Below are 13,877 nucleotides of genomic sequence, written 5' to 3' on the forward strand. Positions count from 1 at the left end.
GATTTTGTTGGTCTTGTTACAAAATGCAACGTGTATAGCGTGATCTGGATGAGTCCGATGTTTTTGTGTGCAACGCTGTCGTTGAGAGTGAGAGGTTTTCCGATTTATTTGTGAATATTAGAAAGCTAGTAAATTATTATTATGTTTGAGTGATCTGGTGCTCAAGAGTAGCCGAAATGAATAACCGGGATAATCAGGCGGTAATAAATAGGTGGTAACCAAAGTCAGCTGGCTTGAATGTTAACTTATATTTATTTGGTGGTAGTTTGGTTATCCGACCTCGACAACAGGATCCAATTCACTAACTATCTGCGCCGATTACATCGGAGCTGCAATAATGACGGCATCAAGCCAACCCAAGTCACGCATCGACTGGATCGATGCGGCCAAAGGCGCCTGTATCGTTCTGGTCGTGCTTTATCACGCCGTTTATTTCATGATGGACGCCTCGCCTTTTCAGGACACGCTAGCCCACACCCTGTGGTTCAAATTGGTGGTCGCACTCAAGCCCTTGAGGATGCCGCTGTTCTTTCTGATTTCGGGGCTTTTGGCGCACTCCGCGATCGTAAGCCGCCCCTGGCAGATTACTCTCAAGCCTCGGCTTGCGATGATGCTGTGGCTCTACGTGCTGTGGGTGATTCTTCGAACTGTTTCCGCGTTTCTGCTGGTCCAGTTTGCCAACCCCGAGTATGTGCCGAACGCGGGCACGCTGCCGTTGACGCTTGATGAGCAGATTGAAACGGTGCTGTTCGGCACCAACGGTGTCTGGTACCTCTATGCGCTTGCGGCCTATTTCGTGGTGTTCAAGGCGCTCAACCGCTTGGCAGCGATTGTCGTTCCAGTCACGTTTTTACTGTCGATTTTCTCGATTGTCTTGATCGATAACTGGGGCATTCGGGGCATCGTCGAAAACGCCTTCTTTTTTGCCGCAGGCTGTTTCTACAAGCAGCGTTTTTTCGAGGCGTTTGCCACGTTCAAGCCAAAGCGGTTCATGCTGACCACCACCATGACGTTGATCATTTTGCCAATCGAAATCCTGAACGACTGGTTCTACGCACCGGGGGGGCGAACGCTCCTGGCGGTCTTCATGGTGCTTGCGGGAATGGACGCCTGCTGCTGGGCATCGACGCGTTTCAGCCTTAAAACGCTCAAGACACTGGGTCAAAAAACACTGCCGATCTACGTCATGCACAAGATTACGATTCTGATCACTTGCCAGTTCGTATTTGCGCTTGGCGCCTATCAGCTCAACGCCGAAGTCGTGGCAGCGCTTGCGCCGCCCATTGCAGTTGTTTTAAACATCGCAGTCTGCTTGATGCTCTACCGGTTACTCAATGTCGGTGCCGGCAAGCTTCTTTTCGATGTGCCGACCTTGACGCTTCGACGCGCACAGCCTGTATGAGACGCTTGTCTCGATAAGAAATTCTAAATAAAAGACATAAAAAAAAGCTGCCCGAGGGCAGCTTTTTCATACTGACTGGCTATCAGTTGCAGATGGCAGCCGGTACAGAGTCACCGCTGAATACACTGGTAGAAGTGTAAGAGGTGGTCTGTGAGTAAGCGTAGGCGCCTGCGCTGACAGTTACAGTTACAACGATAGAAGTGATGATCTTGAACACGTCATGTTCCTTGTGCGTTGGTGGAGTTATGGTGAAGCCCTAGCTGCGCTTCGCCGCTAATGGTAGGGAAGGATACAACTAATGTCTGTGCAAAGATGCCCAAAGAAGGCGTAATTTATGTAGCAATATGTTATTTTAGAACGGTATTAGAAAGGTAAGTAGAAATACTGCAAACGTTTTGAAATAAAGCGGACTAGAAGGCCCGCTTTATAACGTCATTTAAAAAGGCGTCAGGTATTAAAAAAGCAGCCCTTGGGCTGCTTTTTTGTGTTGTCCATACTGCGGTCAGTGACGAAAGTGGCGCATGCCGGTAAAGATCATGGCAATGCCCGCTTCGTTGGCAGCGTCAATGACTTCCTGGTCACGCATCGAGCCACCTGGCTGGATAACGGCCTTGATGCCTGCCTTGGCGGCGTTATCGATGCCGTCACGGAACGGGAAAAACGCATCGGAGGCCATGACAGAGCCCGCGACATCAAAGCCTGCGTGTTCGGCCTTGATGCCTGCGATGCGCGCAGAGTTGACCCGGCTCATCTGGCCTGCGCCAATGCCGACGGTCTGCTCGGCTTTCGCATACACGATGGCGTTGGATTTGACGAACTTGGCCACTTTCCAGGCAAAGAGCAGATCATTGATTTCCTGATCGCTTGGCGTGCGCTCGGTCACGACCTTGAGATCATCCACACCGACCATGCCTTGATCACGGCTTTGAACCAGAAGGCCGCCCTTGACGCGCTTCAGATCCCAATCCGGTGTCGCTTCGGCGCCGTCCCACTGACCACATTCGAGCACACGCACATTGGTCTTGGCGGCAAGAATCGGTCGAGCCTGCTCCTCGACGCTTGGCGCGATGATGACTTCAACGAACTGCCGATCGATGATGGCGCGTGCCGTTTCTGCGTCCAGTGGGCGATTGAAGGCAATGATGCCGCCGAACGCGGATTCACTGTCGGTCTGGAAGGCGCGCTCATAGGCCTCGAGCTGGCTTTCCTTGCTGGTGGCCACACCGCAGGGATTGGCGTGCTTGACGATCACGCAGGCGATGTCATCAAACGCCTTGACGCACTCAAGCGCGGCATCGGTGTCTGCCACGTTATTGTAGGAAAGGGCCTTGCCCTGAAGCTGCTCTGCGGTGGATACGCTCGGCTCGCTTGCCTCGGCTTCAACGTAAAACGCCGCACTTTGATGGGGGTTTTCGCCATAACGCATGGACTGTTTCTTGAGGTACTGCGTGCTCCAGGTCGCGGGAAACCCGTCACTTTCCTGCTGGCGGCTCAGATACGTCGCAATCGCTGAATCGTAGCCTGCCGTATGCTCGAAGGCCTTGACCGCGAGTGCGTAGCGCAGCGGCTTCGGAACTTCCCCATTGTGCTCGCCAAGTGCCTTTAAAACCGCGTCATAATCGCCGTGATTAACCACTATGGTGGTGTAGGCGTGGTTCTTGGCGCAGGAGCGCACCATGGTCGGGCCGCCGATGTCGATGTTCTCGATGGCGTCTTCAAGGGTGCAGTCGTCCTTGGCAACGGTGGCTGCGAACGGGTACAGGTTGACCACTACCAGATCGATCGGCGCGATATCATGCTCGGCCATGACAGCATCGTCCTGTCCGCGACGGCCCAGAATGCCTCCGTGGATGCGAGGGTGCAGCGTCTTGACTCGGCCATCCATGATTTCCGGAAACCCGGTGTGTTCAGACACCTCGGTGACCGCGACGCCCTCGCTTTTCAGAAGGCGGTAGGTGCCGCCGGTGGAAAGAAGCTCGACGCCACGTGCTTCAAGGGCGCGGGCGAACGGAACGAGGTCGGTCTTGTCGGAGACGCTTAAAAGGGCGCGGCGGACTGGAGTTGCGTGTTCAGCCATGATGATTCAGCTCGATAGAGTGTGTGAGGCGTTAGGAACGCGTTATAGAAGGTCGTACTGTTTCAGTTTCTTGCGCAGCGTTCCCCGGTTCAAACCGAGTACCTGAGACGCCACTGTCTGGTTGCCCTGGGTATGCACCATGACGGCCTGGAGCAGCGGCGCTTCGACTTCAGCCATCACCATGGCGTAAAGGTCGGTGACATTGCCGCCGTCAAGGTGCTCGAAATAGCGCGCCATCGATGTTTCCACGGCTTCTCTGAGTGTTTGAGACGTGGGCGCCTCGGCCGGAGATGCGTCGTTCATGGTACTGACAATCATCGGTCTGCTGTTCATGCGGCAACGGTTCCATCCGGCAGGGTGTGAGGGAGGGGGTGGCTCAGGACGTCGTCCACGAACACGTGTTGATCAGACGGGCTTTCAAGCGTGTTGAATGCTTTCTTGGCCTCCATGCTTGCGTGTGCGGCCAGATACCAGCCAACGTGCTTGCGGGCGATGCGCGTGCCCATATGCTCGCCGTAATGGGCGTAGAGCGCATCGAGATGCTCGTGCATGATCAGGGCACGTTCGTCTCGAGTGACCGGCGGCAGTCGTTCGCCATGGTTCAGATAATGGACGATGTCGCGAAAGATCCAGGGGTTGCCCTGAGCCGGCCGACCGATCATGAGTCCATCGGCGCCGGTGTTTTCAAGAACCTGTACGGCCTTCTCCGGTGAGTCGATGTCGCCATTGGCGATCACCGGGATCGACACCGCCTGTTTGACCGCGGCAATGGTTGCGTACTCGGCAGCGCCTTCATAGCGTTGCGTGCGGGTGCGGCCATGCACGGCCAGCGCCTGAATGCCGGCCTGCTCGGCCATGCGGGCGATGCGCACCGCATTGCGGTTATCCTCTGACCATCCGGTGCGCATCTTGAGTGTGACCGGGATGGAGACGGCGTTGACCACGGCCTCTAGAATCCGCTCGACCAGCGCCTCATCGCGCATCAGTGCCGAGCCTGCGGCCTTGTTGCACACTTTCTTGGCCGGGCAGCCCATGTTGATGTCGATGAGTTCAGCGCCGTGGTCGGCGTTGGCTCGCGCGGCGTCGGCCAGCATGTCCGGGTCGCCGCCGGCGATCTGTACGCTTTTCAAGCCGTGTTCACCGCTATGATCCAGGCGCAGCCGTGATTTCGGGGTGTGCCAGAGCCGCTTGTCGGCAGTAACCATTTCCGACACGGTCATGCCGGCGCCAAGCCGATAGCATAGCGTTCGAAAGGGGCGGTCGGTCACGCCGGCCATCGGGGCGAGAACCACGCGATTATCAAGGGTGTACGGACCGATTCGAAGCATCGAAGATCGCATAGCCTGTCTAGGTGGTGTAATGGACGGTCACTGAAAGCGCTCCATGATACCGAGCGCTGGCGCCATATTGAAGGGAAAATGCATGTGTTTCGTTCAGGCGGTGTGCTCGGAGCGAAACCCGTCCAGCCGAACCCAGCCGTCTTCTTCAACCGGTGAGTTCATGATCAGCCCCTGCGCTTCATAGGCACTCATGACGCTATCGGCCTGATGAGCAAGAATGCCCGACAGGGCAATCAGCCCGCCCGGAGCGACGCTGCCGGCAATCTGGGGGGCGAGCTCGATCAGCGGCGCGGCCAGAATGTTGGCGATCACGATGGGGTAGCGCGCAGACGGGGCGTGTTCGGGGTAGTGAAGTTCGAACCGGTCGTCTTCGATCTGATTGCGCTGCGCATTGTCGCGGCTGGCCTGAAGGGCCTGGGGATCGATGTCGGTACCTACCGCGTGGGCTGCGCCGAGTTTCAGGGCGGCAATCGCCAGAATGCCCGAGCCGCAGCCGACGTCGAGCACATGCTGATCGGCTAGACGGTTCTGGGTGGCAAGACTGTCGAGCCAGCGCATGCACAGCGCCGTGGTCGGATGGGTGCCGGTGCCAAAGGCAAGGCCTGGATCAAGCAGCAGGTTGACAGCGTCGGGCTCCGGAGCCTCGTGCCAGCTTGGAACGATCCAGAGCCGGCTGCCCATCTGCATCGGATGGAAGTTGTCCATCCAGGCCCGGTTCCAGTCCTGATCATCGAGAATTTCATAGGTAATGACCGGGCAGGGTTCGCCAGGCTGGGCGATGGACCAGCCGGCGGCCACACGGGCGAGCATGGCGTCGGCGCCTTCGAGGTCATCGTAGAGACCGGTCAGGACGGTCTGATTCCAGAGCGGCGTCGATCCGCGCTCGGGCTCGAACACCGGCGTGTCTTCGGCGTCCTCGAGTGTAATGGCGTTGGCGCCTTCTGCGAGAAGCAGCTCTTCGAGCGGTTCCGCGTGTTCGGGGGGGATATGGGCTTTGAGTTGTAGCCAGGGCATGGGGCAGATCCTGAGTGCTCAAACAAAAAAAGGGCGATGCAATCGCCCTCATGATCCACTGGTGCCGGCGTTAGCTCAGGCCCAGTTTCTTTTCGAGATAGTGGATGTTGACGCCACCTTGCTGGAATGCGCCGTCGCGAACCAGATCCTTTTGCAGATCGATGTTGGTCTTGATGCCTTCGACCAGCAGCTCATCGAGCGCGTTCTTCATGCGCGTCAATGCACTTTCACGGTGCTCGCCCCAGGTGATCAGCTTGCCGATCAGGGAGTCGTAGTGCGGTGGAACCGTGTAACCGGTATAGAGGTGCGAGTCCATGCGCACGCCGAGCCCGCCGGGGGCGTGGTAGAAGGTGACCTTGCCGGGGGAGGGCATGAACGTGCGTGCGTCTTCTGCATTGATGCGGCACTCAAACGCATGGCCGTCGCACTTGACCTCATCCTGCGTGATCGAGAGCTTCTGACCCGAGGCGATCTTCAGCTGTTCCTTGACGATGTCGACGCCCGTAACCATTTCGGTAACCGGATGCTCGACCTGGACGCGGGTGTTCATCTCGATGAAGTAGAACTCGCCGTCTTCGTACAGGAACTCGAACGTGCCGGCGCCGCGGTAGTTGAGTTCAACGCAGGCATCGGTGCAGGCCTTGAGCACTTTCTCTCGGGCGGCTGGATCGATGTGTGGCGCGGGCGCTTCTTCCAGGACTTTCTGGTGGCGGCGCTGTAGCGAGCAGTCACGGTCGAACAGGTGAATGGCGTTACCCTGGCCGTCGGCCAGCACCTGCACCTCGACGTGACGCGGTTTCTCCAGATACTTCTCCATGTAGACCACGCCACTGCCGAAGGCCGCGTTGGCCTCGCTCTTGGTGACGCTGACCGAGGACAGCAGCTGGCTTTCCTTGTGAACGACGCGCATGCCACGACCGCCGCCGCCGGCAGCCGCCTTGATCATGATCGGGTAACCGATGCGGCGTGCTGTTTCGAGCACTTCCTCGTCGTTGTCAGACAGCGGGCCATCGGAGCCTGGCACCGTGGGTACGCCGGCTTTTTTCATGGCCTCGATCGCCGAGACCTTGTCGCCCATCAGGCGGATGACGCTTGCGGACGGGCCAACAAAGACGAAGCCGGAGCGCTCGACCTGTTCGGCAAAGTTGGCGTTTTCGGACAGAAACCCGTAGCCCGGATGAATGGCGGTCGAATCGGTCACTTCCGCGGCGGAAATCAGCGCGGGAATGTTCAGATACGACGCGCTGGAAGGGGCCGGGCCGATGCAGACAGCCTCATCGGCCAGACGAACATGGATCAGGTCGCGATCGGCCTTGGAATGGACGGCGACCGTTTTGATGCCAAGTTCCTTGCACGCGCGGAGAATGCGCAGTGCGACTTCGCCTCGATTGGCGATCAGTACCTTTTCCAACATGATGGACCCTATGCCGTCTTAGGAGATGATGATCAATGGCTGATCGAATTCGACCGGCTCGCCGTCTTCCACAAGAATGGCCTCGATGGTGCCGTCTTTGTCGGCCTCGATCTGGTTCATCATCTTCATGGCCTCGACGATGCAGATGACGTCGCCTTTCTTGACGCTGTGACCGATCTCGACGAACGGCTTGGCGCCCGGGGCGGGGGAGCGATAGAAGGTACCGACCATGGGTGAAAGCAGTTCATGGCCTGCAGGCTGTGCCGGTGCGCTTGGCTCTTCGGTCGCTGCGGCCTGAGGCTGTTGCGCCTGCTGAGGGGCGGGCGCCTGCTGGGGATAATATCCGCCGGCCATGGGTGCGCCGTATTGCGGTACATTGCCCATGTTTCGACTGATACGAACGGACTCCTCGCCTTCCTGAATCTCGATTTCACTGATGTTGGATTCTTCCAGAAGTTCGATCAGTTTCTTGACCTTGCGAATGTCCATAGAGCATATCCTGGCTGTTTAAGACGTGAATGGCCGCATGAATCGACCGATGACATGATGAGGTGCGATGCGCTGTTAACCTTATCCTGTTTCGACACGATCACATCATGATCATGCAAGATAACGTGCAAAGCAGTTGTTGGCGGATTTTGCAGAAAAAACGAGAGTGTGTCCAGTCTGGCACAAAAGGTTAGTAAACACCGTTTGGTTCACGTTTTCGGGGCAACGACGCGCAGGACGTCGAGCAGTTCGGCATGCGTGGGCTCACCCACCAGACGCTGCGCTTTTAGCTCTGTCGAATCGCTGTAAAAGAGAAGGCTCGGCGGCCCGAAAAGGGCCAGTGCCTCAAGGGCGTTTCGCGTCTGTGGTGTGGTCCTTGTAACGTCGAGCTTGATCAGCGCCATCCGATCGAGATGGGTTCTGATGTCCGGGGCCTTGAATAGCGTGCGCTCCATCTCGAGGCAGCTGATGCACCAGTCAGCGTAGACATCAACCATCACCGGGCGCCCCTGTTGCCGGGCACGTTCAACGGCGCGCTCAAGCGCATCGAGCGATGTGACCGTGGTGAACTCGGGCTCGGTCGTATCGCTTGATGCGCGATGTTCGCCGCTGTAGAGAGACAGCGGCGAAAGAATCGCTTGTCCGCCACCCAGCGCGCCAACAAGCGCCGCCGCGCCATACAGCGTAAGCGGGAGTGCGATCAAAAGCGGCAGGGTTCTAAGCGGCTTTTTGAAGATCAGCACTGCGTTAAGAGCCCCCACCGCAAGGGCCAGGCCGATACCGAGTGCCAAGAGCCCCCACAGTGCCAGACTGAGTGTGGGCGGTAGCCAGCGCATGGAAAGCCACAGGCTCATCGCGAGCATCAAGACACCAAACGCGTATTTGATGCTGGTCATCCACGGGCCGCTTTTAGGAAGCAGGCGAACGCCGAGCGTTGTGATCAGGATAAGCGGCGCGCCCATGCCGAGCCCGAGCGCAGCAAGCGCGAGCGCGCCCTTGATGACGTCACCGGTGGTCGACAGATAAAGAAGGATGCCGGCCAGCGGTGCGGAAATGCACGGTGAAACAATCAGCGTTGACAGCGCCCCTGCGCCCATGAGGCCCAGGGTACCATGCCCGTGAAGCCGGTCCTGCAGGCGGCTCAGGCGCTGTTGCAGGGCGCCGCCGCTTGGCAGATGGATCCGGTCAAAAAGCCACAGCGCAAACACGACGAACAGCAGTGAAAACCCGCCAAGCACCCACGGCGATTGAAGCTTCGCCTGAAGATTGAGCTGTGCCCCGAAAAGGCCGATAAGACTGCCAAGAAGGGTGTAGGCGCCGACCATGCCCAGCACATAGCTGCACGACAGTGTAAATGCTCGGCGGCGTGTGGCGTGTTGACCCGCGATCAGTGAGGAAAGGATGGGGAGCATCGGCAATACGCACGGGGTAAAGGTTAGCCCCAGGCCTGCCAGAACGTACAGGCCGAGCTGCCACCACGAAAACGCGGTCGGACTCTGAGGCGCAAGCACTGGCGAAGAAGCGCCTTTTGGCATGGGTTCTCGCGCCTGAGTGCTGGAATCAGCCGGCTCATTACTTTGAGAGATGCCAGTGCTTTGAGAGATGCCAGTGCTTTGAGAGATGTCAGTACTTTGAGGGGTGTCAGTGCTGAGCGTTTGATCGGTACCTTGAGGCGATACATCCGTTGCCGTCGAGGCGTCATTGGTATCTTGCGTGACCGAAAGAGTGCGGCTTTCCGGCGGATAGCAAAGCCCCTTGTCCGCGCAGCCCTGAAAGCCGAGCGTTGCATCGACTGTGTCGAGATCACCGCGCGCTGTCTGAATCGGCGCTGATAGGGTCGTCTGCCCGTAATAGGCTACGATGTCACCCAGATAGTCGTCGTGTTTTGGCTTGCCCGGCGGGAGCGTTAGAGCCCCAAGAGTGACGCCTTCGGTGGTGCTTTCAAGTGAAAACTGACGCTTATAAAGGTAGTAACCGTCGGCGTTATCGAAGCGGACATAAAGCCTGCCGTCGTCGACCCAGCTGGTGTAGGGGAAGGCACTATCGACCGGAAGAAACTGGTGCTCGTTGAGCGGTGCGGAGGTGTCGTTGTCGCTGAACCAGTCGCTTCTGGCCTGAAAGGACACTCCGAGTAGACACAGAAGGACCATGCAGGAAAGAAGGCGAGCAAGCATCTAACGTCCTCGGTGTGGATAAGCGGCGACTTGGCGTGTATGAGGCAACGGTTCGGGAAAAACGTTCATAATCAACAGGGCCACCTCGAAGGGTGGCCCTGTTGGAACGTACAGCTGAATGAGCGTTTAAGCGCTCAGCGTGCGTCGTTCTGGTATGCGGCGACGGACTTTTCGATGGCTTTCTTGGCCGCGTCGGCGTTGTCCCAGGACTCCACCTTGACCCATTTACCTTTCTCGAGATCCTTGTAGTTCTCGAAAAAGTGAGCGATCTGCTGGCGAAGAAGCTCGGGCAGGTCGGTTACTTCATGAACGTCGTCATAAAGCGCGCTCAGTTTTTCGTGCGGGACACAGACAAGCTTGGCATCTTCACCGGCTTCATCGGTCATGTTGAGAACGCCGACCGGGCGGGCGCGGATGACAGAACCCGGCTGGACCGGATACGGCGTGACAACAAGCGCGTCGAGGGGGTCGCCGTCATCGGCCAGCGTGTTGGGGATAAAGCCGTAGTTGGCCGGGTAGAACATGGGGGTCGCCATGAAACGGTCGACGAGCAGCGCGTCCATTTCCTTATCAATTTCGTACTTGATGGGCGCGTGATTGGCGGGAATCTCGATCGCTACGTAAATGTCGTTCGGAAGGTCTTTCCCGGCCGGAATCTTGTCGAAACTCATGGGTGAGTCCTTGGTCTGGTCAATAGAATACAGCGTTAAAGTAGAAGGAATTATACGAATTGCCCATCCCGATTACCAATAGGCGGCAAGGATTGTTACGCTTTGGCACAATTTTGTGCATTGCATCAAACGGCGACTCAACGCGCCCGCCCGAATGCTTTACCATAACAACAACTTCAAGCTGTACGCACCGTGAGACGCTTTATGGAGCACGCCATCCAACTGAGTTACGGCCAGGCCTTCGTGGCGACCGACAAGCGCCACCATCGCTCCTCGATGGCGGTTCAGGTGCCCGTCGATGACACCTTGGTGTCCCAGGGCGCCTGTGCGCTCATTGCCGATTCCACCTCGAAAAACGCCATTGCGCGTCAGGCCGGCGATCTATCGATTCGCGGATTTCTTGCCGATTATTATTCGACGCCTGAACACTGGGACGTGAAAACCGCGGCGACCCGGGTGTTGCGCGCCCTGAACGGGTGGTGCTTCAGTCAAAGCCGCTTCGTCAAGGGCGGCGGGTATGTGAGCTCCCTGTCGGCGCTGGTGCTCAAGGAGCGCCAGGCCCATCTGTTTCATGCCGGTGACACGCTGGTGTTTCGGCTGCGTGGTGCCGAGTTCGAGCAGATTTCCCGCGATCACGTCACCGACATCGGCGGCTACCTTTATCCCTCCCGTGCACTCGGCATGGACGCAAGCGTCGATATCGATTATCTGACGCTGCCCCTCAAGCAGGGCGATATTTTCCTGTTCACCACTCAGGCCGTGCGTGGGACGCTGTTGCCGTCGGATTACGTCAGTGAAATTCGACGGCATGCGCATTCGCTCGATGAGGCGTGTCGGTATTTGGCCAAGGCTGCCGCCGAGCGGGCAAGCGAGCGCGGCTATGACGGTCATTCCTTCTGCTTTCAGATGGTGCGGGTCGACCAGCTGCCCGAAGAGCGAGTCGAGGCGCCCAATCTGCATTATGGCAAGCTGCCGATTCCGCCGGAGTTGAATGAGGGTGATCGTTTTGAAGGGTTCGAGGTGCTCGAAGGGTTATCGCCACGGGGCAAGGCGCGCGTCTATCGGGTTCGAGATATTGACAGCGGTCAGCACCTGATCATGAAAACCCCGAGCCCCGAGCTTGCCCTCAAGGACACGTATCTGAAGCACTTCATGCTTCAGCAGTGGGTGGCCGAACGGATCAATTCGCCGTTTATCGTTAAATCGGTCGCTCAAAAGCGCCCGCGGCGCTATCTCTACTACCTGATGGAAAACGTGGAAGGAGAGCGGCTGAGCACCTGGCTCGAGCGTCATCCAAACGCCACGCTTGCCCAGCGTCTCGACATCGCCCAGCAGCTCTGCAAGGCCGTTCATGCGCTTAACCGCAAGAACGTACTTCACCAGCGGATCTGCCCCAGCAACATCATGCTCGATCAGCATGATCAGGTGATTCTGATTGACTTCGGGACCTGTCATTTTCTCGAGCAGGACAGTCAGGAAACCGCGCGGGAGCTGGTCCGGGAGGTCGGTCTCACGCCGCACAGCGCGCCTGAGTATGCGCTCGATGGCAATATCAGCCGGCGCAGTGATCAGTACTCGCTGGCCTCGGTGATCTACTGGATGATTGCAGGGCATCTGCCCTATGGGGAGGGTGTGCTGGCGGTCAAAAGTGAAGCTGACCTGGAGGCAATGACATATACGCCATTGAGCAAACCGGGGTCCGTGCTGCCGCCGGTGCTCGACGAAACGCTCGAACGGGCCTTGATGCCGAAGAAACCGTTGCGGTTTAGGCGCTTGTCAGAGCTGGTTTACGGACTCAAGCTGACGCGTCAGGCCATGCATGGTCCCGTGAAGGATGACTCGTTGGATGTGGAACCTGCCTCGCTTGGAGACCCGGCCCGGCGCTGGAAATGGCTGACCGGTCTTTTGATCATTGCGCTGATTGCGAGTTTCTGGCTATAGCGCCAGGGCGATGCCCTGGCGCATATACGTCCTTTACAGAGAGAACGGCGCCAGTTTCTGGGGAACGCCGACCAGCTTGAGCTGGGCGTAATCCGGTAGGCCGTTAACGTAGGGCGGCTCGTCCTCACCCTGAATCAGCGGCTCCAGGTAGTCGCGGCAGGCCTGCGTGATGCCGAAGCCGTCTTCACGGATGTAATCTTCCGGCATGAATTTTTCCTGATTGGCCACCTCGGACAGCGGCGCGTCGAAGATCGACCATTCAAACGGTGATTGATTATCGCGGCGGATGGCCGGCATCACGGCGTTCTTGCCTTCGATCGCACACTCGACAGCACGTACGCCGACGGCGTAGGCCTGTTCGACATCGACCTTGGACGCCAGATGGCGCGCCGAACGCTGCAGGTAGTCAGGCACGGACCAGTGATACTTGTAGCCCAGATCCTGCTTGATCATGCCCGCAAGCGTCGGGGCAACGCCGCCGAGCTGGCGGTGGCCGAAGGCGTCGGTGTTGCCTGCGTCGGCCAGGAAGGTGCCGTCTTCGTAACGAACGCCTTCGGAGACCACGATCACGCAGTAGCCATACTGCTTGACGGTTTCGTCGACCTTGCGCATGACCCGGCGGCGATCAAACGCGATCTCGGGGAACAGCACCATGTGCGGAGGTGCACTGCCTTCGCCGCCACCCAGGGCGCCGGACGCTGCGATCCAGCCGGCGTGGCGGCCCATCGCTTCCATGACGAACACCTTGGTGGAGGTGGCGCACATCGACAGAACGTCAAGCGCGGCTTCTCGAACCGAGGTGGCGATGTATTTGGCGACCGAGCCAAAGCCCGGCGAGCAATCGGTCAGCGGCAGGTCGTTATCGATGGTCTTGGGAACGTGAATGGCCTGAAGCGGATAGCCCATGCGCTCCGAGAGCTGAGAGACTTTCAGGCAGGTATCTGCACTGTCGCCGCCGCCGTTATAGAAGAAGTAACGGATGTTGTGGGCTTGAAAGACTTCGATCAGGCGCTCGTACTGGACGCGATGGGTGTCGATGTCCTTGAGTTTGTAGCGGCAGGAGCCGAATGCACCGCCTGGCGTATGACGAAGGGCGGCAATCGATTCATCGCTTTCTTCGCCGACGTCAATCAGATTCTCCGTCAAGGCGCCGATGATGCCATTGCGCCCGGCGTATAGCGTGCCGATCTTGTCACTGTGTTTGCGGCACGTTTCGATCACGCCACATGCGCTGGCGTTGATTACTGATGAAACGCCACCGGACTGCGCATAAAAGGCATTGTATCTGGTCATGGAAGCATCCTGCTGTTTTATGTGTTCTGCTCTCTCTCATCCCGCGGGCATCGCTGTCGGCC

The 13,877-nt window shown here is 58.0% G+C and carries 11 protein-coding genes; 2 read left to right on the forward strand and 9 right to left on the reverse strand.

The window, feature by feature from the left end; genetic code table 11:
• Positions 1 to 337 precede the first annotated feature (337 nt).
• Positions 338 to 1,402 carry an acyltransferase family protein gene (locus NAT49_RS01735; RefSeq protein ID WP_251589868.1) on the forward strand — a complete coding sequence of 355 codons (1,065 nt, stop codon included), beginning with the start codon at positions 338 to 340 and terminating at the stop codon, positions 1,400 to 1,402.
• 502 nt (positions 1,403 to 1,904) lie between these two features.
• On the opposite strand, the gene purH is transcribed toward NAT49_RS01735, so the two are convergent.
• The 8 genes from purH to ppa all read right to left on the reverse strand — a co-directional run bounded on the left by purH (position 1,905) and on the right by ppa (position 10,581).
• Positions 1,905 to 3,479, reverse strand: a complete 1,575-nt coding sequence (gene purH / locus NAT49_RS01740) for a bifunctional phosphoribosylaminoimidazolecarboxamide formyltransferase/IMP cyclohydrolase (RefSeq protein ID WP_251589869.1) — start codon at positions 3,477 to 3,479, stop codon at positions 1,905 to 1,907.
• A 42-nt stretch (positions 3,480 to 3,521) separates the two neighbouring features.
• On the reverse strand, positions 3,522 to 3,797 hold the full coding sequence (gene fis / locus NAT49_RS01745; protein WP_251591900.1) for a DNA-binding transcriptional regulator Fis: 276 nt from the start codon (positions 3,795 to 3,797) through the stop codon (positions 3,522 to 3,524).
• An 11-nt stretch (positions 3,798 to 3,808) separates the two neighbouring features.
• Positions 3,809 to 4,819, reverse strand: a complete 1,011-nt coding sequence (gene dusB, locus NAT49_RS01750) for a tRNA dihydrouridine synthase DusB (RefSeq protein WP_251589870.1) — start codon at positions 4,817 to 4,819, stop codon at positions 3,809 to 3,811.
• 93 nt (positions 4,820 to 4,912) lie between these two features.
• Positions 4,913 to 5,833, reverse strand: a complete 921-nt coding sequence (gene prmA / locus NAT49_RS01755; protein WP_251589871.1) for a 50S ribosomal protein L11 methyltransferase — start codon at positions 5,831 to 5,833, stop codon at positions 4,913 to 4,915.
• Between the two features lie 70 nt (positions 5,834 to 5,903).
• Positions 5,904 to 7,247 carry an acetyl-CoA carboxylase biotin carboxylase subunit gene (gene accC, locus NAT49_RS01760; protein ID WP_251589872.1) on the reverse strand — a complete coding sequence of 448 codons (1,344 nt, stop codon included), beginning with the start codon at positions 7,245 to 7,247 and terminating at the stop codon, positions 5,904 to 5,906.
• 18 nt (positions 7,248 to 7,265) lie between these two features.
• A complete protein-coding gene (accB, locus tag NAT49_RS01765; protein ID WP_251589873.1) occupies positions 7,266 to 7,736 on the reverse strand; it encodes an acetyl-CoA carboxylase biotin carboxyl carrier protein in 471 nt (156 codons plus the stop codon).
• 209 nt (positions 7,737 to 7,945) lie between these two features.
• A complete protein-coding gene (dsbD, locus tag NAT49_RS01770; RefSeq protein ID WP_251589875.1) occupies positions 7,946 to 9,910 on the reverse strand; it encodes a protein-disulfide reductase DsbD in 1,965 nt (654 codons plus the stop codon).
• A gap of 134 nt (positions 9,911 to 10,044) precedes the next feature.
• Positions 10,045 to 10,581, reverse strand: coding sequence for an inorganic diphosphatase (ppa, locus tag NAT49_RS01775; protein ID WP_251589877.1), 537 nt, complete (start codon positions 10,579 to 10,581; stop codon positions 10,045 to 10,047).
• A 204-nt stretch (positions 10,582 to 10,785) separates the two neighbouring features.
• Between ppa and NAT49_RS01780 the strand changes: the two genes are divergently transcribed.
• Entirely contained in the window at positions 10,786 to 12,522 is a 1,737-nt protein-coding gene (locus NAT49_RS01780) for a bifunctional protein-serine/threonine kinase/phosphatase (protein ID WP_251589878.1), read from the forward strand.
• 33 nt (positions 12,523 to 12,555) lie between these two features.
• Here the strand turns inward: NAT49_RS01780 and NAT49_RS01785 are convergent, their stop codons facing one another.
• The gene (locus NAT49_RS01785) at positions 12,556 to 13,815 is read right to left on the reverse strand and encodes a 6-phosphofructokinase (RefSeq protein ID WP_251589879.1); all 1,260 of its coding nucleotides are present in this window, start codon (positions 13,813 to 13,815) and stop codon (positions 12,556 to 12,558) included.
• Between the last annotated feature and the right edge of the window lie 62 nt (positions 13,816 to 13,877).

This window comes from Larsenimonas suaedae (assembly GCF_023712105.1).
Classification (GTDB): Bacteria; Pseudomonadota; Gammaproteobacteria; order Pseudomonadales; family Halomonadaceae; genus Larsenimonas; species Larsenimonas suaedae.